We start from the raw sequence: 23,010 nt of genomic DNA, 5'->3' as shown, positions 1-23,010 counted from the left end.
CGAAGTCATCTCCATGTTATTTTCCTCCTCCCCATGAACCACCGAACGAACGACCGCCGCCGTAGTAACCGCCACCGCCAGAACCGCTACTTTGCAGCGCCTTGGCGATCCCGAAATTGGGCGCCCTCCAGCTGAATGCTGCAGCGGCGGTGAACCAACCGCAAATCACGAACCCCATGGTCAGATACACGACCATCACTGTTTTTTTCATTTAATCATCCGAGGATGCGTAAGGGCTGAAATCACTGTCTTTCCAACGCCGCACTTCAAAGTTGTGCAAATAAGCCATCACCACCGCCGGGACCAGCGTGACGCCCACCAAGGCATAGAACAACAGCCATCCGTCGGCCTTGCCGCGACCGATCACGGCATAGGCGAAAAACAGGTAGAACAAGAAGCCCAGCCAGGCGAGCCAAAATTTCGCCCCCGGTGTCGGCCGCGGTTGGATCACCCCGACGCCCCAAGGACGTGGCAAGTCCTTGACGCCAAACGCCTGTTCGACCTCCTCGGCGGTGATGTAGTGCCCCTCGGAAATCGTGACTTCTTGCGATTTCCCGTAACCGCTTCGTTCCCACGAAAGCATCCGTGGCGGCGCGATGTAGTCGGACGTGTAGACCAGCTCGCCGACGGTGACCTTCCAATAAAACTCGCCCAACACGTAGCGGACGTAGGCCGTTCCACGATCGTAGATTTTGAAGGTTTCTCCGTCGTACGTCGCTGAATCCGCGATCGAACTGGGCGGCGAGTCGACCGGAGCGACGAGGGACCAATGGTTGTCGTTGCAGACCAGCCAACGAAATCCGGTTTCGCGGTTGTACAACAGGTATTCGGTCCACGGATACGTTCGGCCGGCGTACTTGGCGTAGCGTTCCATGAAGCCGATGACGGTGTATTGTTTGCCGCCGAAGTCGCCGACGCTGCCGAGCGGTATCAGCGGCCTGACTTTCTTCTGATGCAGCGTTTGCAGCAACGCCAGTTTTCCGTCTTTGGCGTCCAAGATCGATGTGCAGTTCGGGCAAGCGACCCGCAGTGTTTCATCGGGAGCTCGCAGCGCCAGTGTCCCGCCGCACTTGGGGCAATTTAATTGCAGCGAATCCACACGAACCTTGCCGGCGTCGGGGTCCAACGAATCGAGCCTGATACCGAGCTCGTCGAGCGTGACTTCGCTGCCCAAGTAGGCCGACTGCTGGGCATCATCGCTGCCGTCGCCGTATTCAAACGTCGCGACCGCTTTGTTCGCGCCGTACAAATCCACATACAGATGGTCGGCGCCCGGGTGGAATTCCCAAGGCAATTCCCCTTCGGCCCCTTCGGCCACCGCGACGCCCTTTTCGCGGACCGTCAGCTCGACACCCTTGAGTGTGATCTTCTGCTCCAGCTGGATGCTGTTGTAATCCGGCAAACGAGACTTGTCGGTCAACTTTCGCTGCATCGTCAACGAAAATTTACCCTGAGCCTCGGCCAGCCAGCCCCAACGATCACCGGGAAAGGCCAAGTACCATTCGTCCCAAGATCCGCCGCCGGAGTGGCGGTAGCGGACACGGCCAGTGATCGTGAATGATTTCTTGTTCCACTTGCCGGTGATCCCGCGGGCCAACCCCGAAGCCGGATCACCGACCTCGGCGACTTTGCCATAGTCCTTGACATCCCGATCGCCGCGTCCGACCGCCGTGTGACAGAATTCACAGACCGTGACCAGCGACGAACCCGTGATGAATTCCACCGGGCCACCGCAGGCCGGGCAGTTCGTGTTCACATGCCTCATCGCAGCGATTCCTTCCGCGTCAATCGAAGATCACGATTCAACTGCCGCACCACGACATCGCGGGCTTCAAACATTCGTTCCAGTTCCTGTCGCCAAGGCCAAGCGGGTCGCCGACGGCAGCAATACAAGTTGAAGGTGGCGAATTCGTGTTCGGGATAGGTGTGACAGGCCAAGTGGGATTCGCTCAACAGGTACAGCGCCGTCACACCGCCGGGGCCGGGAAAGGCATGACACATCGGTCGGCCGACGAGAGTCAACCCCAGGTCTGCAACCACCCGCTGACAGAGCGTTTCGACTCGCTGCAAATCCCGCAACGCATCAGGCGCGCAGCCCGAGGCATCGATCATCCATTCCGTCCCCCCGGTGAATCCGGCGAGCGGCTCAGAACGTTGCTGTGGTTCGTCCACTTCAGTTCAATTTCCTCATTGGTCGATTATCCACCACATCCTCGTTCCCGGGCTCCGCCTGGGGACGCAAGGTTCCGGAGGCTCCGCCTCCGACGTTCTTTTTACCGCGTGAGGCAGAGCCTCACGTCCATTCCGTTCCCAGGCGGAGCCTGGGAACGAGGGTGACTTACATCGGTGGTGGCGGCGGCGGTGGAGCTTGCGAAACGAACAACCCTGCCAGCGCCGGCACCGCCGCGGCGGCGGCCCAGGCTTCCATCCCCGCGGTCCAGACCATCGTGTCTTTGGTGACTTCGCCCGATGCGATCCCGCTGGAGAGTTGTGCGAGGGAGAAAGGGCCTTTGGTTTGCCCGGCGACGGCGACGTGCCAAGCTGCCGGTGGAGGCGGGGGTGCCGCCGCGGGGCCTGCCGCGGGTGCCGCTCCCATCGCGCCGCCCATCATGCGACCGGCCATCGCCATGCCCATCCCCAAACCCATGCCTTCGGCAGCGCCACCGCCGGACGAGTTTTTCGCCGCCTCCGTCATCGCGTTGCCCATCTGGTATTGCTGGAACTTGTTCATGTCGCCGATCACGCCCATGCTGGTCCGCGTGTCGAGCGCCTTTTCGACCGCTTCGGGCAACGAAATATTGACAACGAACAACTGCGGGCAATCCAACCCGTACTCGTCATCGATCTGTTCGACCACCCGAGCCCGGATGGTGTCGCCGAGTTCCTGATAGCGAGAGGCCAAATCGAGCGCGGGGATCTGCAGGTCCGCCAGTGCCTGCGTGAAGGCCGAGGTGATCATCGCCCGCATCAAATCGGTGATTTCGTCGGATTGAAAATCGTCATCGGTTCCGACAATCTCCCTCAACAACGCTTTCGGCTCGACCGCTTGCAAGGCGTACGTTCCGAAGGCGCGGATTCGGATCGGACCGAATTCGGGATCACGCAACATCACGGGGTTTGGCGTTCCCCATTTCAGATCGGTGATCTGCTTGGTGCTGACGAAATACACTTCGGCTTTGAAGGGGCTTTCGAACCCATATTTCCAACCCTGCAACGTCGACAGGATCGGCATGTTTTTGGTTTCGAGCTCGTAGTGCCCGGGACCATACGTGTCGGCGATCTCTCCGCCGCTGACCAAAACCGCCATCTGGCCCGGACGCACGATCAACTGCGCCCCGTTTTTGATTTCGTTGTTGTACCTGGGAAACCGCCAAACCAACGTATGATTGGAGTCGTCGATCCACTCAATGATGTCGATCAGTTCGTGGCGCAACCTGTCAAACAATCCCATAGCAAATCCTGGTCGAGAAAAGTTAGTCGAGGCGATCCGTTTTCACATCGCCCAATCAGCCCCAAGACATCGGCCCAAAACGGGCGACCGTCCAGGCGCGGAAACCGACGAGTGGCGTTACTCTAGCAAATAGCTCGCCGCGATGCACGTCGACCGACGAGGGCCTGGCAGCTTTCTAGAAGATCCGCTCGTTTATCTGGACGCTGCCACAGTGGCGAAATCGTGGACGACAATAGGACCAATGTGACAAATAGGACTCATGGGTCGTATCTGTCGCATTGGTCCTATTTCCCCCATGACTTCTCCGTTGCTCGACGACGTCGACAAGATCTATCGAAGGACGCCCCGCCAGCGTACATTCTCACTTTTACCACGCTCTTCTCAACCAACCGCTCGCATGGCCGACGACACTCCCAACCTCTTCTCGCCGACCAAAAAGCTGTTCCTGCTGGACGGCATGGCGTTGACCTACCGGGCCCATTTCGCGCTCATCCGCAGCCCGCGATTCACCTCCGGCGGCCAATGCACCTCCGCCGTGTTCGGGATGCTCAATGCCATCACCGACATCCTGACCAAGGAGGAACCGACGCACATTGCCTGCGCCTTCGACACCTCCGAACCCACCCAGCGGCACATCGATTACCCGGAGTACAAGGCCCAGCGCGACGCGATGCCGGAGGACTTGGCCAGCCAACTGCCCTGGATCGACAAACTGTTTGATGCGTTGAATATCAAAACGATCCGCATGCCCGGTTACGAAGCGGACGATGTGATCGGCACCCTGGCCCACCAGGCGTCCGACCAAGGATTCGAAACCTGGATGGTCACGCCCGACAAAGATTATCACCAATTGGTCACCGACCAGATCCACGTCTACAAGCCGGGACGCAAGGGTGGCGAGTCGGAAATCCTGGGGGTCAAGGAGGTCTGCGAGCAATGGGAGATCCAGCGTGTCGAACAAGTCATCGACGTGCTCGGGCTGATGGGCGACTCCAGTGACAACATCCCCGGAATCCCTGGCATCGGTCCCAAGACCGCCAAGAAGCTAATCGCCGAATACGGCAGCATCGAAGGTGTGCTCGAAAACGCCGACAAACTGAAGGGCAAACAGAAGGAACGCGTCCAGGAAAACGCCGAGCTAGCCCTGCTGTCCAAACGCTTGGTCACCATCTTGTTGGATGTGCCGACCGAGATCGACATCAATGCCTTGGCCCGCCAAAAACGTGACGACCAAAAACTGCGCGAGCTGTTGACCGAGTTGGAATTCGAAACGATCGGCAAGCGAGTCTTCGGCAAGTCGTTCTCGGTCGCGTCGGCCCGATCCGCCGTCGCCCGCGAAAAACGCGAAACACAAATCCAACAATCGCTGTTCGATGAACCGTCGGACGAAACATCGATCCACGAAGTCGCACACACCTATCACACGGTGACGACCAAGCAAGAACGCACCAAGCTGATCAAGCGACTGGCCGAAGCGAAAACATTCTGCTTCGATACCGAAACCACCGGACTGGATCCCCGCACGGCCGTCCCGCTGGGCATCGCGATCAGCATCAAACCGCATGAAGCGTACTACGTCGTCTGCCCCGAGGACGCGGACGAACGGTCGGTGATGCTGGCGGAGTTCGCCGATTTATTTGCCGACGAATCGGTCACGAAAATCGGACACAATCTGAAGTACGACATCTCGCTGCTGAAGTGGAACGGCATCGAAGTCCGCGCGCCGTTGGTGGACACGATGCTGGTCCACACGATGACCGAACCGGAGATGCGACACGGGCTGGATTCGCTGTCGGAGTTGTACTTGAATTACAAGCCGATTCCGACGTCGGAGCTGATCGGCCCCAAAGGCGACGAGCAGAAAAACATGGCGGACGTCCCGCTGGAAAAACTGGCCGAATACGCCTGCGAAGACGCCGACGTCACCCTGCAAATCGCCAAGATTTTGCAGCCGATGGCGATCCAGCGCGGCGTGCAGCAAGTCTGCGACGAAGTCGAATGCCCATTGGTGCCCGTTTTGGTCGACATGGAATACAACGGCATCACGCTGGACACCGACTCACTGGCGAAATACTCCGAAGTCCTGCAAGCCGAAATCGATGACTTGCAGGCGAGGATTTTTTCCGCGGCCGGCCACGAATTCAACGTCGACTCCCCCAAACAACTGGGCGTCGTCTTGTTCGAAGAGCTGGAACTGGAAGAAAAACCCAAGAAGACCGCGACCGGGCAATACTCGACCCGCGAAGCCGAATTGGAACGGCTGTCCGGTAAACACGCCATCATCCGCGACGTGTTGGACTATCGCAACGCACGTAAATTGAAATCGACGTACGTGGACCAGTTGCCCGCGGCGGTCCACCCGGAAACCGGACGGCTGCACACCCACTACAGCCAGACGTGGACGGCAACCGGCCGGATGCAGTCCAACGACCCCAACCTGCAAACGATTCCGGTGCGGAAGGAACGCGGACGAGAAATCCGTGCGGCATTCGTCCCCCGCGACGACAACCATTTGATCCTGTCGGCCGACTACTCACAAATCGAACTGAGGATCATGGCGGAATTGAGCGGCGACGAATCGATGATCGCCGCGTTCGTGGGCGGTGAAGACATTCACACCGTGACGGCATCCAAGGTTTACAAGGTTGAACTCGATGACGTGACGCGGGAAATGCGTGCCAAAGCCAAAACTGTGAACTTCGGCATCATCTACGGCATCAGCGCATTCGGGCTGCAACAACGACTGAACATCCCCCGCGCCGAAGCGGGCGAGTTGATCAAAAACTACTTTGAAAAATACCCCGGCGTCCAGCGTTACATCGACGAGACGATCGCGTTTGCAAAAGAACACGGCTATGTGGTGACCAAGACCGGACGCAGACGTTACGTCCGAGACATCACCAGCAAGTCACGTGGCAGCGCATCGGCAGCCGAACGCCTGGCGATGAACAGCCCGATCCAAGGCACCGCGGCCGATATGCTGAAACTGGCGATGGTCAAAGTCCACCGGGCGCTACGCGAGGGCGGCTTCCAAACCAAGATGCTGCTGACGGTGCATGACGAGTTGGTGTTTGATTTATGGAAAGCGGAACAGGATGACGTGCTGCCGGTCATTGAGAACGCCATGAAAACCGCGCTGCCGATGACGGTCCCGATCGTCGTCGAAATGGGAACAGGAAAGAACTGGTTGGAAGCGCATTAGGCCGGCCAAAAACACTCCACCTATAGACCGGCGAGAAACCCCACTCCAGCGCCGCAACGACGCGTTGGTACTCCGCCGAGTCATTCTCGCGATCGCCTTGTCATGTGCTGATTGGCACGGACTGTGCTTTAAGTGTGCCTCGTCCCAATCGGAGCCCCATGGTCGATCATCGATCATTCAGGAATTTGCCCGAGGACCGCCCACACTTGACATGACAACTTGAGCACGATTTATGCCGACACCTTTTCGCCCCGCCGTATTCACGTTTTTTTCCGCACTTTTGGCCCTGTTCGCGTTCAATGACAGTCGCACCTCGGCAGGTGTGATCACGGCCCAGATCGATATCGGGGGTGCAGACCCAGCCAGCCTGGAGGTCGGACAAGTGCTGGACGTAACGGTGAAATTGGACGGTTTTGATCCATCCAATCTGTCACTGTGGATGACTTCCCTCCAATTGTCTGACACCTTCGCGAATCCGACAGATTTTAATTTCGATGGGCCTGGCATCTACATCCCTGAGGGTCCGAACTTGTTCGTGGATCCGGGCGTGATTCCGACAGGGGGACTGACAACTTCCGGAGGCCTAACCGCATCGCTCGCCGGGTGGAGAATTTTCTCGCCAACCTATAGCTTCCGGACAGAGGTCGTCTCGGCGGGGGCAGGTGCCATCCACGTCAGCGGAGCGTTGGTGCAACTGGTCCCCTTTTCTTTTCTAAGCTTGGAACGGATAGGTCCCGCGACGTTGACCACGTTCGCTCATTCCGCGGCTGATCCTTCCGCTGCCCCACCCCCGCCTGCATTGGCAACGCCCGAACCAAGCTCGCTCGCGATCTTCGCCGCTCTGGGTGTGAGTGTCGTCTGCCGGCGTCGACGGGCTTGTTGAGTCTCGCCTATCACCCAATAGCACTGAGAAGCCGACACAAGCGGAGGTGCCGCTCGCGGTAACGCGAACCGGCTGATATCAATCGATTACTCAATGAGGTGTTGTTCCAAATACTTGCGTGACCGGTTGATCTCCGCGGTCACTTTGTCGGTCGTCGCCAAAATCGGTATCCCCCTTGGAACCGGGTGCATAAAAATCTCGGTCCAGCCATCGAACTGCATCTCTGCCAGCGTCTTCACGATCGGTCCAAAGTCCAAATCGCCTCGTCCGGGCATCTGTAACAACTCCTGCTCCTTGGGCAGTTTCGTTTTGCACCCCATGCCGTGCTGCCAAGCGTAAAACACGGCAACCGAATCGCCCAAGTCCCGAAGCAATCGGCACAGCACCTCATTGTCTTGCGGCAAATGATACGGGGCAAACGCGACGGCGATGGCATCCGCCGGCGCCAGGTCCACCAGATAGCGCAGCGAGTCAGCGTCGTGGATCAAGTTGTTCTCGTGATTCTCGATTGCGATCCGCACTCCGTGATCACGGGCGAGCTTGATCGTCGGTGTCAACTTTTTCAAAAACGCTGCGATCGCCTCCTTCAGCGCCGCGCCCTTCAAGTTTCTTGGCCCGGAACCGCCGGTCACAATCAGCTTGCATCCCAATCGCTCGGCGAGTCGAATTTCATCGTCAATTCCAAACGGGCCCAGCTTGTACTGGGTGATGCAGGAAAGCTCGACGTCGTGTTCGCGCAGCATCGCGGCGAAGCGGTCTTCGCCCAACGCGTCCAGCTGCTCGCGCTGGTCGCCATGCACCTTGGGCCAGATGTCGATCCCCGACGCCCCGATCTTCTCAGCCTCCGGCAAAATTTCCGCCAGCGGCGTGTAGCCATACATGCACGAGGCGAGCGCATAACGAAATTGAAACGGCGACGGAGCGGCTTGGGAGGCGCGGGCAAAGGACAGCGATGCCGACGCGGCGAGGGCCAGGGCGGTACGACGATTGAGATTCACGAGAAACAACCTGAGGGAGGGATCTGGCGGGACGATTCAGGAACGGAGCGACGGATTTTAGCTCAACCGCGGAGTTCATGCGGCGAATCGGGATGGCGGTAGACGGGGCGAGAGAAAAGAAAACCCACGGATGGCAAAGCGTACCCACGGATGTCATACCGCCTGCCATCGGTGGGTACGCCATGCCATCCGTGGTTCGACTTCCGGCCCAAGAGACGCGACGGCGGGTTTTGGCTATACTTTCAGCCGCTCAACTTCGCCCACCCTGCTCTTACAGTCCCCGCCATGCACCGCCGAATCAGCATCAAAATCGCCTGCTTCTTGTTGGCTGCGTCTGTTTCCCACGCCGACTCGCCGTGGCCCCAATTTCGCGGCCCCGGTGGCGACGGCATTGCCATCGACCAAAACGCGCCGCTGACCTTTGGCGAACAAGAAAACCTGGCATGGAAAACGGACCTTCCCGGCAAAGCCTGGTCGTCGCCGGTGATCGCCGACGACGTGGTTTGGGCGACGACGGCGATCGAAGTGTTCCCCAGCGAAGATGAACGCCTGGAATTGCTCCGCGCCGCAGGCATCGAGGAAAAAAAATTCAAACAACTGGCCGTCGCCAAGGCGATCCGGCTGAAGTTATTCGCCCTCGATTTGGAAACCGGCGAACCATTGGCCGGGATCGATTTGACCGAAATTGAAACCCCCGATCCGATCCACTCGCTCAACAGCTATGCATCGCCGACCCCCGTCATCGATGGCCCCAACATCATTTGCCATTTCGGGACCTACGGCACCTTTTGCGTGGATCGAACGACCCGCCAGATCACTTGGCAACGCCGCTTGCCATTGGACCATTCCGTCGGTCCCGGCAGCTCTCCGTTGATCGATGGCGATCGATTGATCTTGATTCAGGATGGAATCGAGCGCCAATACGTCACCGCACTCGACAAGGCCACCGGCAAAACCCTGTGGGAGACGGATCGACCGGAAATGGATGCCCCCACCGGCGACCAAAAGAAAGCGTATTGCACGCCGATCAAGATCACCGACCGGCTCGGACGCGAACAATTGATTTGCATGGGATCGCAGTGGATGGTCGCCTATGAACCGGCAACCGGAAACGAAATCTGGAAGGTCCGCCACGGCAAAGGCTTTTCGGTCGTCCCCCGCCCGGTCTATGCCGACGGAGTCGTTTACTTTTCGACCGGCTTTGGCAAACCGCAACTGTGGGCGGTCAAGGTCGATGGATCCGGCGACGTCACCGACACCCACGTTGCCTGGACCGTGATGAAAGGGATCCCGGCCAAACCCTCGCCGATCCTTCATGACGGGCTGATCTACGTGATGGAAGACAACGGCATCGCCAGCTGTTTCGAAGCCGATAGCGGTGAGGAGGTTTGGAAGAAACGGATCGGCGGCAAGTACAGCGCGTCACCGTTGCTGGTCGGCGACCGCATCTACCTGGGATCGCACGAAGGAACCGTGACGGTGATCAGCGCCGGTCGCGACAGTGAAGTTCTGGCCGAAAACCAATTGGACGGACAGATCATGGCCAGCCCCGCGGTCGTCGATCACTCGCTGATCATGCGCACCGCGGACGCGATCTATCGGTTTCAAGAGTAGGTCACGCCGTGCGTGACATCAGGCATGCACAGCATGCCCTACTGACTGAGATGACAGGCTGGAAGCCTCTCCCACACGTTGCACCCGATTTGTTGTATGACACGTCGATATTACGCACCGGACCTTGCCCCCGGCGGTGGGCTGGTCCCATTGAGTGACGCGGAGGCGAGTCACGCGGCCCGCGTGATGCGCGCCAAAGTCGGTGACGTGATCACCTTGTTTGACGGCTGCGGACACGAATCGGAATCATCCATCGTCTCCATCGACAAACGCAATTGCGTCGTCCAAGCCGCCGCCGCCGTGGCGATCGATCGCGAGCCGAAGTGCCGAACCCATCTGGGGATCGCCCTGCCTAAACCCGAACGCTGTAAAGAAATGATCGAGCGTTTGACCGAACTCGGAGTCCATCGCGTGACGCCGCTCGTCTGCCAACGCACCCAACGCCCACCGACCGATTCGCTGTTGACCAAATTGCGGCGGATCGTGATCGAATCGAGCAAACAGTGCGAGCGGAATGTCCTGATGACGATCGATGCCCCGACGTCGATGGAAGCGTTTCTCGCCGAGCCGCGCGACGGCGTTCGCTGGATCGCGCACCCGGACGGAAAGCCGATCCAATCGCTCGCAGCCCAATCGCTCGCAGCCCAATCGCTCGCAGCAGAGATCGACGCAGCAACCTCCGCCACGGTCCTGATCGGTCCCGAAGGAGGGTTCAGCGACGAAGAGGTTCAGACGGCGGTCGATTCAGGCTACCGACAGATCGGCTTGGCCGCACGGATCTACCGCGTCGAAACCGCCGCCTGCGTTGTGGCAGCTCACTTGGCAGGTTAGCAATCAGCGGAAAATAAGTGGAATAGGCTTCCAGGCTCGTCATTTCGCATCGACAGGCTGGAAGCCTATCCCACTCCAACATATCCGCGACACATCTACCGCTCGATCCTTTGCAACCTAGCCCGCGTGCCCGTCATTCTGCCACCCCATCATTCTGCCACCCCATCATCCTGCCACCCCATCATTCTGCCACCCCATCATTCTGCCACCCCATCATTCTGCCACCCCATCATTCTGCCACCCCATCATTCTGCCACCCCATCATTCTGCCACCCCATCATTCTGCCACCCCATCATTCTGCCACCCCATCATCCTGCCACCCCATCATCCTGCCACCCCATCATCCTGCCACCCCATCATTCTGCCCCCCCATTGTTTTGCCCCCATCACTGCCCGCGCAGCTTCTTGTACGCCTCGGCCAGCGCCTCGTCGCCACCGACGTTGCCCGGGAAGACGACGTAGGGCAAGTCCGGTCGACGGCTCTCCGCTCCTAGACTCCAGACCGGGATGCCGGGCAAGATCTGTCCCAGCACCATCGCGCGTTTGACTTCCAACCCCTTGGTCGCCACATCGCTCGACGTGATGCCCCCCTTGGCGATCAAAAAACGCAGCGGGACCTCAACGGCGCGGACCACATCCACGACCGCTTTAGAAACTGCGGTACCGATGCGCAAACTGGACTCGCCGTCGGTTCCGGTGACCAAGCCGCGCGAGGTGTGCAGCACGACATCCTCCCCTTGGGCCAGTCGCGTGTTGACGCCCTCGATCACCTCGGCCAAATGCTCGTCCGCCCGATCGGCCAAGAGCCGGCCGACATCCAACACCACCGCCTGCGGTGCATCCTCGCTGGCCAGCAAACGCTCGAGCTGCGTCGTCGTTTTGGGAACGTACGAGCCGACGACGATCAAGCCGGCAGAGTTGGCCAAGGCGATCATCTGGTCACCGCGCAGCAACGGTTTCTCCTCCAGCCCCGCATAGGCTTGGACAAAACTCGCCGCGGTGCGGTAGATCAATTCCGCCCCCGACCTCTCCGCCAAACGCGCGGCCATCGCAAAGGCACGGGCATCGGCGATGTCGACCGCGTTGACGATCAAGACACTCCCCGGCGGCAAGGCGGCGATCCGCGTCGCGAGCTGCCGCAGGTCCCCCTCGCGCAGCTCTTCGATGGAAACCGAATGCAATGAAGAGTGCTCCACCGCACCCCCGGTTTTTTCGACCACCCAGTCGCGTAGGTTCGAGTGGCGGAATCCGAAGGTCGCGTCTTGTGCAAACGGAGTGTCCGCCGCCGGCACCAACGAATCGCCTTCGGCCACATAATGCGTGTCACCGATCGTCAACCGTCCGCCCTGCAGAAAAAACGGCATGATGACGTGGACCGCATCGGGATGCCCCAGCGCCGCGGCGACCGCATCGACTTCGGCCGGGTAATGGCCTCGCAACGTGGAATCACTCCGGCTGATCACCGTCACGTCTCTGCAGACGCTCGCCGCCGCTTCACGCAGGTTGCGACCGAGACAGCGCGCCAATTCAACGGCTTCACGCTCGGGCAGCGCCCGGGAGTTCGTCAGCACGTAGAACATCGCGTCACCGCGGCGCAGTTGGCCGGCCAGCGATTCCACGTCCCAGGTGGTCAGCACCGGCGTCTGATAAACCGTTTGTGTCCCCGTCGGATCGTCGTCCAGCACCACCACACAGGCACCGGATGCTTCAGCGAGTTGGCGAATCTTGGGCAATAGGTCTTCGCGGCGCGGGGCCGGCAGATCGTTTAAAAGGTCACTCACCATGTTGCTCCCAAAATCGCGAACGCACGACACGGTGCCCCGTCGCCGCCGGCGATCTTCAACGGCATCGCTCCGAAAATGCAGGTCGGCTCGGTCAACTGGTCCAGCCCCGTTAACCCTTCGACGATGATGATGCCGGCACCGAGCAGGATTTGATGGATCTCGGTGACCGCGGCCAAGTCGTTGACATCGGCCACCGACGGCGGTTCGACGCCGACCATCCGGACCTGACGCGCCACCATCCAGCGGGCCAGTTCGGGGCTGATCGGTGGAAAGTGGTCGCGGTAGTGGTCGGGATCGGCGACATGACGGCTCCACAGCGTCCGCAACAACAACGCGTCGCCGGGCTGCACGCGGTCGGCCAGCGGCCCCAGGTGCTCGACGGTGATCGGTGTCTGGTCGGCCAAGCCGTCGAGTGCGACGACCCACGCTTTGCCGAGGCAATCCGAGATCGGTATCTGGTCGATCGTCTGCTCGCCCGCCTCAAAGTGATACGGCGAATCCATGTGGGTTCCACAGTGCGAATACAGATGCAACGTCCGCGCGTTCCAACCGTCGTTGGCGACCGTGTACTTGGTTTCATAGTCGACGCCGCGCATCCCTTTTTCCAATCGCAACGTCAAATCAAGGATTCTCATTCGGAGGGTGACTCCCACATCATCGTTTCGGCGCTGCGGTACATCGCTTCCTGGACCGCGATGCTTTTTAAATAGCTGGGGCCATCGGTTTCGAAGGCCTCACCGGAACGCAACCCGCGGACAAAATGCAGTTGCGTTTGATGGACGCAGTCGCCGGCAAACCCGTGGCGACTGGGTTGATACGGGTGTGGCGTCTCCGGCTGTCCGAGCGGCTGGATCGTGATGCGGGCGTCATCGTACAATCGAATCGTCCCGCCGTCGCACTCCACCAGCAACTCACCGAACGTGTAGCGGGGGTTCTCCGCCGTCGACTCATTGAACCGGTTGGCGTCATAAACGCCGACACCGCTTCGGGCAAATTGAAAGATACCGATCGCGGTGTCTTCGCCGGCGATCACCGGATTGAGTTTTCGGTGCATGCACCAGACCCGATCGATTTCGCCGGCCAGGAAGCGAAACGTGTCGATCGTGTGAATGCCGGCTTCGAAAATCAGAAACTGTTCCATCGTCTGAAAGTACGGCTGACGTGCCAGGTAAGCATCATCTCCCCAGCCGTCGCCCATGCGATTGCGCTGCGTGATCGTGTGCACGTTCTTTCCGACCACACCACTATCCAACAGCTCTTTGATCTCACGGTACCAGGGCTGGAATCGAAAATTTTCATGCACCATGAATCGAATACCGGCGGCACACGCCACGTCGACAATCTTGCGTGCTTCCGCGACGGTCGGCGCCAGCGGCTTTTGACAAATGATCGCCACACCGGCGGCGGCAAAATCACCGACAAGCTTCAAGTGCGTGTCCGGACGCGTGACGATGTCCACGAAGTCCAACTCGACTTCGCCCAGCATCTTCGCGTGGTCGGTGAACACCGCATCGCCCCCGTACGTCTTGGCCGCCCGCTCGGCGGCCGCCGGATTGGAATCGCAAACCGCGACCAATTCGACGCCGGGGATGCGCTTCCAGGAATCAAAATGAAACTGGCTGAAGTAGCCGGCGCCGACCACCGCGCCTCGTAATTTCGGTCCGTCAACGTTGTTCATGGGCTGCCTTCGATTTGCCAAACGTGGTGCTGTGTTCTTTGTTAGCGGCAGGGCGCGAGTGGGCTGTCAATTGAGTCGGGATCTGCTGAGTCAATGGTGAGCCGCTGGCCGTAAGGCCTCGGGCAGCGTCGCAGTGCCCGGCTGCTTACGCGGCGCGCGGCTCACAAAAACGACAGCCCGCGAGCCCTCCGGTCTTTCACGGTGTTTTTTGAAGCGCAACCGGACGGCTCGCGCCGTTCCGCTAACACCTTCAAAACCAAAGTGAGTGGCTTTGGGCACGAGCGGACGGGCACGCGATCAATCACTGGAACCGGGTTCGTACCCCAGCCGCTCTTCCGCGATGCTTCGATCCGGTCGAATTCGAAACCATAAGAAGATCGCCAACAGATTCAATCCCGCGGCGACATAAAAAAACGGCTGGTGCGACCCCAGTGCGTCCTTCAGGTAGGGAAACGACAACGCCGTGAAAAACGCCCCCAGGTTGCCGACCATGTTCATCGCCCCCGAAACCGCGCCCGCACTGGCGCCACCGATGTCCATGCAGGTGGACCAGGAGGGGCTGAGAATCATGTCGCTGCCGAAGATCGCGATGCACATGCAGACGACGGCCCAAAACGGCGTCGTCATGTTCACGCACAGACTCATGCCGATCGCGGCCAGCAGGAACCCGATCGCCGCGGGCAGACGACGGGAGAGCTGCCATCGGCCTTGGCTGTACAAACGATCCACGGTAAAGCCGGCGAGCCAATTCCCCAACACGCCGCACAACAGCGGCGACATCGCGTACCAACCGGCCTGCTCGCTGGTCAATTGGTAACTGTCCTTCAAGTAGGGAAAGAACCAGGTCACGGTGAAGAAAAACGTAAAGTTGTGGGCGACATACTGGACCATCAACATCAGCATGTTCGGCGATCGCAACATATCGCCGAAGGTGATCGGGACGTCGGCGACCGCATTGACAGCCTCGGACTCCGACTTCCGCGGTCGGCGGGCCTCGATGATGTAATCGCGCTCGACCGGGGAAACCGCAAAGTGGTGTTCGGGCCGATCACGAAACAGCACGAACCAGACGACGGCGAACCCGATCCCGATCGCGCCGAAAAACCAAAACGTCTGCTGCCAACCGCCCAGCGCCCCGATCAACCAAACCACGCCGGGCATCGCCAGCGCCGCCCCCAGCCGACCGCCGGAAAAGCTGATCGAATTGGTGATCCCGCGTTCATTCATCGGCAACCAGTTCGTGAACGCCCGCGCCAACGTCGGATAGCCGCCGGCCTCGCCAAGCCCGAACAGAAAACGCAACCCGATCATCGCGTAGAGCCCGCGGACCACACCGGTCAGCGCCGTGAAGCACGACCAACACAGGCAGACGACCGTCATCACGACCCGTGGCCCGAATCGGTCGGCCAGCTTGCCGCTGGGGACCTGGAACAGTGCGTAACCGAGCGAAAACGCCGCCATCACCCACCCCATTTGCTGATCCGAAAACCCCAGATCGCTCGCCATGTCATCCTTGGCCGCCGAAATGCACGCCCGGTCCACCCACATCAAAACCGAAACCAGAAAGGCGCCCAAGATCAAGAACAGACGGATCGGCATACGACGGATTGCCAGCGAAGAGAGGAGCGGGACCAGCACGGGTAACGCTGTGAAGCATTATCTCCCCGTGGTTCATAAGGTGTTAGCGGCAGGGCGCGAGCGCTCCGGCTTGCGCATCTTTGCCCAAACACCGGAGGGCTCGCGCCCTACCGCTAAAAAATGCTTCACAGCGTTGCAGCACGGGGAGTGGCGAGATTGTAGCGAACATACTCGCCGCGTGTGGCTCCCAAGGCACCAGACAGGGCGGTTCCAGGTTCCAGGTTCCAGGTTCCAGGTTCCAGGTTCCAGGTTCCAGGTTCCAGGTTCCAGGTTCCAGGTTCCAGGTTCCAGGTTCCAGGTTCCAGGTTTCAGGTTTCAGGTTTCAGGTTTCAGGTTTCAGGTTTCAGGTTTCAGCTCCCGGCGCCGAAAGCCGCGGCGATGTTTGCCGCGACTGGAAGGAAGGAGCGACGCCAGAGACATCAGCGCTGGCCGAGCGAACCCTGGGGGGAGCGGTCGGCCCAACTGTGGACGGCGCGGCGTCCTTCCAAAATCCGGGGCTCGGACAGGGGGGACACCGACGTGTCGGAACGGTCCGCCTGCTGGGAGGCATCCGGGGCTGACGCCTTCGACCGTCGACCTTGCGGCCCCGGCCGACGCCCCCGTCGCCTCCCCTGCTGCTCGGGGACAAAACGCGGATTGGCCGGCAACAGCAACTTGCTGATCGACAGCTTGTTGATGCTCAACCCACAAGCCTTGGACTCCTCTTGCAACGACTCGTGCAGCGACCGTGGGATCCGGATGGTGATCATCCGCTCGGGCTCGGCGGCATCCGACTTCGACTGATCTTGGCTGCGGATCGCCGCAAGCATCTCATGCAGGGTGGCAAACTCAGGCCCGGCGACGAAGCGCTTGAACTCATCTTGATCGGAAAACAACTGCTTGACCACGCCGCCGATGCCGAGGATTTCGCGAAAGAAAACCACCCAACTGCCGGTCGCCGCGAAGGCCTCTTCCGCCAAAAGGAGGGCCTGCCGACAGCGGCCTTCGTAGTCCTCGGCTAGGTCCGGTTTGGTCAGCTCCAACGTGGGGAATTCGGGGGCCTGGTCCGGACTGGGATCGCTCGCGTAACGAAGCCCCTCCCCCGGCCCGCCCCGCTCTTCCGTTTCGACCAGTGGGTTGATTTCCTTCGAATTGGGCTGGCTCATCAGGCGTGATTCCTTTGCGAACGATCGAGAACAAGACCCGGTCGACGGACACGTACTCGCCCGCCGCGGGTGGCTGTGCCGATCCTGTCCGCCGGTCAAACGCTCCGTCACAAAGGTTGCTGTCAAAAGGATTTACGACAGCAAAGCGGCCTTGCACACTTTTTCAGCAAGGCCGCCGCGGCCGGACCCGCGGCGACTGCATGCTTTTTCAGCACCAGCGAAGCACCCATTACCCAAGTGTCCACGCCGATCAAGCCTGGTACCTTTGTGGAAAAACAGGCCAAATCGACGTGATCTGGACGGCCACAGCGGGAGTTCGCGTTTCGCCACGTTTTGCCCGCGCAAGATCCGCGGCTGACCGCCGACAAGACGCTCGGCAAACCGCATCACAGGCCATGGCCTCGACGAGCCCGCAACGGCATCGGAGACCGCGAACGACCAAACGAGGGGTGTCGGGAGAGGTATTGAGAAAGCACTCGCGGGATGAGAGAAGCAGAGGGGAAGGCGGGGCGACTGAGTCCTGAGTCCTGAGTCCTGAGTCCTGAGTACCGCCCCCCCTGCCCTGCCAGGCGTGCTCCGCCGCACTCGCCTTGCTTCCCCGGGCCGATTTCCGCTATAGCCAATCTTCGATCCATTTCCGCACAGAATGGCCCCCTCCACCGGAAACAACCATGTCAGGCAGGATGCCCGAACCGAAACGCAATGACGCGACCGCCAACGCCGCGATCCACCGCCGCGGCCTGCTGCTGCGCGCCTCGACCTCGCTGATCCTGGGCGGAGCCCTGACCGGTTGCACGTCGTTCCTGGGCCGCGGCTCATCGTCGGAAGAAAACAGCGTCGCCAAACTTTTGGAAGCCCCCGAGCCCCCCGAGCTGATTCGCGAAGCCGCCGCCCCACGGGGCCTGAATCCGATCGAAATTTCGGGCGTCGGCCTGATCAACTCGCTGGCCGGAACCGGCGGGCCCGCCGACCCTTCGCCGTATCGCGATCAGTTGATCGAAGAGATGCGACGAAACGACGTCAAAAGCCCCAACGAAATCCTGGAACTGGAATCCAACTCGATCGTCCGGGTGTACGCGACGGTTCCCGCGGGTGCGAAACGCGGTGACACGATCGACCTGCGAATCGACTCGCCGGCCGGCAGCAACGCGACCGACCTGCACGGCGGCTGGCTGCTGGACACCCGCATGCGTCTGCAACAAGTGATCCAGGGGCGCGTTCGCAAGGGCGACGTCCTGGCGATGGGGACGGGCCCGATTTTGACGCGCGCGGCGTTCCAGGGCAGCGCGGACAAACGGATGAAAACCCAAGCCCTGGTACTCTCCGGCGGCACGGTCCAAAAGACCCGCAACATGGGCCTGGTCCTGCGCCCGGAATTCCAGCATGTCAAAGTCTCCAGCGAGATCGCCGCGGCGATCAACCGCCGCTTCTTCTTTTTCGACGGCACGACGCGACGGGGCGTGGCCAAAGCGGTCGAGGACGACTACATCGAACTGGAACTGCACCCGCGCTACGAAGGGTCCCTGGGCCGCTACGTCGCGGTGGTCCGTGCGATCGCGATCGACGAGCGACAAGGCAACAGCCAACCGCGGCTGAAGAAACTCGCGTCGCTGCTCAGCGACCCGGCGACGGCCGCCGATGCCGCATTGCAATTGGAGGCGTTGGGCGAGAGCGCGATCCCGACGCTGACCGCGGGATTAAAGAGCGACAATCCGGAGTTGCGTTTTTATGCCGCCGAAGCACTCGCCTACCTGGACCGCCAGGACGCGATCGGTCCGCTGGTCGACGCGATCGCCAACGAATCGGCCTTCCGCTACCCGGCCTTGGCCGCCCTCAAAGGGCTCGAGCACCCTGAAGTGGTCGACGGGTTGGCCAGGCTGTTCAATCAACCGAGCATCGAGAGTCGCTACGGATCGTTTGCCGCGTTGCGATCCAGGCCGGACGCGGGGCTTGCCCTGACCCCGGAAAAATTCGGCACGGCGTTGCGCTATTACGAAATCGATTCGCTCGCGCCGCCCGCGGTCGTGATCTCGACCCGAGAAGAGGCCGAGATCGTGGTCTTCGGCACCCCCTCGCCGGTCCGAATTCAGGGCGCGATCCTGGGCCCCAACGCGCTGATCGTCAAACCGGAATCCAACGACCCCGGCAAACTGAGAATCAGCCGCTTTCAGGTCGGCCAGGACGACCGACGCACACTCGCCCCGGCCACGATTCGCGGACTGGTCAACGGAATCGTTTCGATCGGCGGGGATTATGCCGATGTGGTGGAAGTGCTTCGCGAAGCTAAATCGAAGGGGTACTTGGAAGATCAACTGGCGATTGATCCGCTGCCCAAAGCGTTGCGAACCTATTATCGTGAGGAGGAGTCCAGCTGAACGCAAGCTGGAAATCCCCACCCTTTCGCCTTCACCACGACACGTCATCCATGATCGAACTTGGCGTCAACATTGACCACGTCGCCACGGTGCGACAAGCTCGCCGAACCTATGAACCCGACCCGGCCATCGCCGCCGCCTTGGCCGAACAAGGCGGTGCCGACGGCATCACGTTTCACCTCCGCGAAGATCGCCGGCACATCCAAGACCGCGACGTCGAAGTGTTGATGCAGACCGTGACGGTCAAGACCAACTTGGAACTGGCGTGCGCCGACGACGTGCTGGCCATCGCCCTCCGCGTCCGTCCCGACTGGGCGTTGCTGGTTCCCGAAAGCCGCCAGGAAGTGACCACCGAAGGCGGGCTGAACGTCGCCGCGGACGACGGTCGCATTGCCGCCGCGATCGGGCGGCTCAAGGACCAAGGCATTCTGACCAGCCTGTTCGTCGATCCCGACAGCGACCAAGTCGCCGCGGCGGCCAAACTGGGTGCCGACGCGGTCGAACTGCACACCGGCCCCTACGCGCTGGCCCAGCGCGGCGCCATCAACGACGAACTCGATCGACTGCGGACGGCCGGCCAAGTGGCGATCGAATCGGGGCTGCGACTGCACGCCGGCCACGGGCTCAATTACACCAACGTCCGTCCGGTCGCCAAGCTTCCCGGCATGATCGAACTGAACATCGGTCACTCCATCGTCAGCCGCGCCGTGATGGTCGGGATGAAAGAAGCCGTCGCAGAGATGCGACGGATCCTGGATGTCTGTTGCCCGTAACGCTCCGCCCAGTCCGAGTCGTGGATCTTTTGAACGACCCTACGACGCCGTCACCGCCTGGCGAACGGTTCGGTTTTTGACTTCGTCGGCCAGTCTGGCGATCGCCTGAGCGACGGGCATTGATCCGAGGTCGCCGTCGATGCGATCGCGGAGCGCGACCTGGCCCGTTTCGGCTTCCTTGGGCCCGACGACGGCCATGTAGTTGACCAGGTCCAGTTGCGCGTTGCGGATCTTGGCTTGCACCTTGCCGCCGGAGGAGTCGACGGTGACCTTTAACCCCGCCTCGTCGAGTTGCTTGGCGACCTGCACGGCATAGTCGATTGACTTGTCGCTGAGCGGCAGAACGCGAACCTGTTCGGGCGACAGCCACATCGGGAAGGCGCCGGCAAAGTGCTCGATCAACATGCCGGTGAACCGTTCCAGGGACCCGAACGGGGCGCGGTGGATCATCACCGGGCGATGGGCCGCATTGTCCTTGCCGTTGTATTCCAGCTTGAAACGTTCGGGCAGATTGTAGTCCAGTTGAACGGTCCCCAGTTGCCAGGAACGCCCGATGCAGTCACGCACCATGAAGTCCGCTTTGGGGCCGTAAAACGCCGCCTCGCCAGGCTCTTCATTGAACTCCATTCCGCTGTGCTCCAAGACGCCGCGGAGTGAGTTTTCCGCGGCATCCCATTGCTGTTCGCTGCCGACGTACTTGCTACTGTCCGGATCACGCAAGGAGAGCTGGACACGATAGTCGTCCAATCCGACCGCCTTGAGCACGAACTTCGTCAGCTCGATCGTGGCCCGAAACTCCGCTTCAACCTGGTCTTCGGTGCAGAAGATGTGCGCGTCGTCTTGGGTCAACCCGCGGACCCGCAGCATCCCGTTCAGCTCGCCGGTTTGCTCGTGTCGATAAACGGTTCCGAATTCGAACAACCGCATCGGCAATTGTCGATAGGAACGCGACTGGGCCTTGAAGATCTGGCAGTGATGCGGGCAGTTCATCGGCTTGAGCAAATACCGCTCGTTGACCAATTGCCACTGGTGCAGCACCTCACGTTTCTGTTCGGCCGACATCGACGGCTTGTAATCGGGCAGTTCCACGCCCAGCACTTCGGCAGCCGCCATCAGCTTGTCTTCGCCGTCGGCATCGATGGTCCCCGCTTCCAGCCGGTTGGCCCAAGCGTCCAGCATCGCGCCGACTTCGCTGCCGAACAACGGCGCGAATTGGCTGTCGCGGTAGTATGGAAAGTGGCCGCTGGTCTCGTACAGTTCGACGCGTCCGATGTGCGGACTGTAAACCGGGTCGTAGCCACGGCTGAGCAGTTCGCGTCGCAGGAAGTCTTCCAAGGTCACGCGGACGCGGGCCCCCTTGGGCAACCACAGGCACAACCCCTGGCCGACTTCGGGGTTGATCGCAAACAAGCCATGCTGCTTGCCCAGCACCCGGTGGTCACGGCGTTTGGCTTCTTCGATTTGTTCCAGATAGGCCTTCAGTTCTTTCTTGTCAAAGAACGCGGTCCCGTAAAGCCGCTGCAGGGGTCGATTGGACGTGTCGCCTTTCCAGTGAGAACCGGCCACGCTCATCAATTTGATCGCTTTAATTTTGCCCGCGTCGGGAATGTGGGGCCCGCGACAGAGGTCGACGAACTCGCCTTGACGATAAAAACTGACGGTGGACTGGTCGGCCAATCCGGTATCGATATGCTCGACCTTCAGATCTTGATCCAGGTCGTCACACAGCTTGCGGGCTTCGTCGCGATCCAGGACGAACCGTTCGAACGGCTCCTTCTGCTTGATGATCGCCTTCATTTCGGCTTCGATCTTGGGAAAATCGTCTTCGCTGATCGGGACATCCAGATCAAAGTCGTAATAGAAACCGCCTTCGGTGGTCGGCCCGAACGCCAACGAAACGCCCTTGTAGAGCCGCATGACGGCACGGGCCATGACGTGGGCCGCCGAGTGCCGCAGCACGTCGAGCGCTTCACCGTCGCGACTGGTCAACAATCGCAGCGACAGCGCCCCGTCGGCAGCACCCTGCTCGGCAGCACCCTGCTCGGCAGCCCCTGCGGCCGCCAATTCACCCAACGGCCGGCCCGCGTCGACGATTCGGCCGTCGACCTCCGCCGCCATGACGCCGCGCGCCAACCCCTGGCTGATCCCGCTGGCGATTTCCATCGGTGTGGTGTGGCCGGGATGCTGGTGGGTCGTCCCGTCGGGCAAACGCACGGTCACGGGGGCCAAGGGGGCGGCATCGGAAGCGACCGATGCGGGGGAAACGGGGCCAGGGGTCGATTGGCTCATTGTGTTTCAGTCTGAGAGGTCAGGAAATCGGCGGCCCCTCAAAACGAAAGAGGATGGCCTGTCGTTCGGCGTCGTAGGTGGCACCCTCGACGCATGAACCACCGAAGCATACCTGGGACAGCAAACGAGGAAAATGGCGCGCAGAAAAGGTGTCCGACACCTTTTTGGGGGAATAGGTAGTTTTGGGGCGATCCGGTCTGTTGGGGCGTCTCGGTTGGTCGAATTGTGGCGCTCGCGGGTGCCGCGCCCGAGCGGACGATCGATGCCTCGGCCACTTTGCGGCTCGGATTCAATCCGCGCAAGCAAACGTGATATACTTGGACTCCCGCGTCGGCTGCTGTCCCCGGC

The 23,010-nt window shown here is 60.6% G+C and carries 16 protein-coding genes; 5 read left to right on the top strand and 11 right to left on the bottom strand.

The window, feature by feature from the left end; translation table 11 throughout:
- Positions 1–16 precede the first annotated feature (16 nt).
- The 4 genes from Enr13x_RS13880 to Enr13x_RS13865 form a co-directional block, all read right to left on the bottom strand.
- A complete protein-coding gene (locus Enr13x_RS13880; protein ID WP_145386904.1) occupies positions 17–211 on the bottom strand; it encodes a hypothetical protein in 195 nt (64 codons plus the stop codon).
- Positions 212–1,765 carry a DUF4178 domain-containing protein gene (locus Enr13x_RS13875; RefSeq protein WP_145386902.1) on the bottom strand — a complete coding sequence of 518 codons (1,554 nt, stop codon included), beginning with the start codon at positions 1,763–1,765 and terminating at the stop codon, positions 212–214.
- The gene (locus tag Enr13x_RS13870) at positions 1,762–2,172 is read right to left on the bottom strand and encodes an S-adenosylmethionine decarboxylase family protein (RefSeq protein ID WP_145386900.1); all 411 of its coding nucleotides are present in this window, start codon (positions 2,170–2,172) and stop codon (positions 1,762–1,764) included. The genes Enr13x_RS13875 and Enr13x_RS13870 overlap by 4 nt, the downstream gene beginning before the upstream one ends.
- 166 nt (positions 2,173–2,338) lie before the next feature.
- Complete coding sequence (locus Enr13x_RS13865; RefSeq protein WP_145386898.1) at positions 2,339–3,451, bottom strand: SPFH domain-containing protein; 1,113 nt, start codon at positions 3,449–3,451, stop codon at positions 2,339–2,341.
- A gap of 397 nt (positions 3,452–3,848) precedes the next feature.
- Here Enr13x_RS13865 and polA point away from each other — a divergent pair, with 397 nt between their 5' ends.
- Entirely contained in the window at positions 3,849–6,653 is a 2,805-nt protein-coding gene (polA, locus tag Enr13x_RS13860) for a DNA polymerase I (RefSeq protein ID WP_145386896.1), read from the top strand.
- Between the two features lie 969 nt (positions 6,654–7,622).
- On the opposite strand, the gene Enr13x_RS13850 is transcribed toward polA, so the two are convergent.
- Positions 7,623–8,534, bottom strand: coding sequence for a sugar phosphate isomerase/epimerase family protein (locus Enr13x_RS13850; RefSeq protein ID WP_231744277.1), 912 nt, complete (start codon positions 8,532–8,534; stop codon positions 7,623–7,625).
- A gap of 285 nt (positions 8,535–8,819) precedes the next feature.
- Between Enr13x_RS13850 and Enr13x_RS13845 the strand changes: the two genes are divergently transcribed.
- Both Enr13x_RS13845 and Enr13x_RS13840 read left to right on the top strand, forming a co-directional pair.
- Complete coding sequence (locus tag Enr13x_RS13845; RefSeq protein ID WP_231744276.1) at positions 8,820–10,148, top strand: outer membrane protein assembly factor BamB family protein; 1,329 nt, start codon at positions 8,820–8,822, stop codon at positions 10,146–10,148.
- A 96-nt stretch (positions 10,149–10,244) separates the two neighbouring features.
- Positions 10,245–10,979, top strand: coding sequence for an RsmE family RNA methyltransferase (locus tag Enr13x_RS13840; protein ID WP_145386890.1), 735 nt, complete (start codon positions 10,245–10,247; stop codon positions 10,977–10,979).
- A 387-nt stretch (positions 10,980–11,366) separates the two neighbouring features.
- On the opposite strand, the gene Enr13x_RS13835 is transcribed toward Enr13x_RS13840, so the two are convergent.
- From Enr13x_RS13835 to Enr13x_RS13815, 5 genes are all read right to left on the bottom strand, one after another.
- Entirely contained in the window at positions 11,367–12,764 is a 1,398-nt protein-coding gene (locus Enr13x_RS13835) for a four-carbon acid sugar kinase family protein (protein WP_145386888.1), read from the bottom strand.
- Complete coding sequence (locus Enr13x_RS13830; protein WP_145386886.1) at positions 12,758–13,399, bottom strand: cyclase family protein; 642 nt, start codon at positions 13,397–13,399, stop codon at positions 12,758–12,760. Before Enr13x_RS13830 ends, Enr13x_RS13835 begins: the two co-directional genes overlap by 7 nt.
- Positions 13,396–14,442 carry a Gfo/Idh/MocA family protein gene (locus tag Enr13x_RS13825; protein WP_145386884.1) on the bottom strand — a complete coding sequence of 349 codons (1,047 nt, stop codon included), beginning with the start codon at positions 14,440–14,442 and terminating at the stop codon, positions 13,396–13,398. Before Enr13x_RS13825 ends, Enr13x_RS13830 begins: the two co-directional genes overlap by 4 nt.
- Before the next feature lie 297 nt (positions 14,443–14,739).
- Complete coding sequence (locus Enr13x_RS13820) at positions 14,740–16,041, bottom strand: MFS transporter (protein WP_145386882.1); 1,302 nt, start codon at positions 16,039–16,041, stop codon at positions 14,740–14,742.
- 458 nt (positions 16,042–16,499) lie between these two features.
- On the bottom strand, positions 16,500–17,225 hold the full coding sequence (locus Enr13x_RS13815) for a peptide chain release factor 1 (RefSeq protein WP_145386880.1): 726 nt from the start codon (positions 17,223–17,225) through the stop codon (positions 16,500–16,502).
- 671 nt (positions 17,226–17,896) lie between these two features.
- Between Enr13x_RS13815 and Enr13x_RS13810 the strand changes: the two genes are divergently transcribed.
- Together Enr13x_RS13810 and Enr13x_RS13805 are read left to right on the top strand one after the other, a co-directional pair.
- Positions 17,897–19,600, top strand: a complete 1,704-nt coding sequence (locus Enr13x_RS13810; protein ID WP_231744275.1) for a flagellar basal body P-ring protein FlgI — start codon at positions 17,897–17,899, stop codon at positions 19,598–19,600.
- Between the two features lie 50 nt (positions 19,601–19,650).
- Positions 19,651–20,373 carry a pyridoxine 5'-phosphate synthase gene (locus Enr13x_RS13805; RefSeq protein WP_145386878.1) on the top strand — a complete coding sequence of 241 codons (723 nt, stop codon included), beginning with the start codon at positions 19,651–19,653 and terminating at the stop codon, positions 20,371–20,373.
- Between the two features lie 39 nt (positions 20,374–20,412).
- Here the strand turns inward: Enr13x_RS13805 and thrS are convergent, their stop codons facing one another.
- Positions 20,413–22,662 (bottom strand): threonine--tRNA ligase, encoded by a 2,250-nt coding sequence (thrS, locus tag Enr13x_RS13800; protein WP_145386876.1) that lies wholly within the window; start codon positions 22,660–22,662, stop codon positions 20,413–20,415.
- Positions 22,663–23,010 lie beyond the last annotated feature (348 nt).

The sequence above is a fragment of the Stieleria neptunia genome (assembly GCF_007754155.1).
Taxonomy (GTDB): Bacteria; Planctomycetota; Planctomycetia; order Pirellulales; family Pirellulaceae; genus Stieleria; species Stieleria neptunia.
The sequence above is the reverse complement of the archived record's forward strand: the minus strand, read 5'-3'. Positions and strand labels throughout refer to the sequence as shown.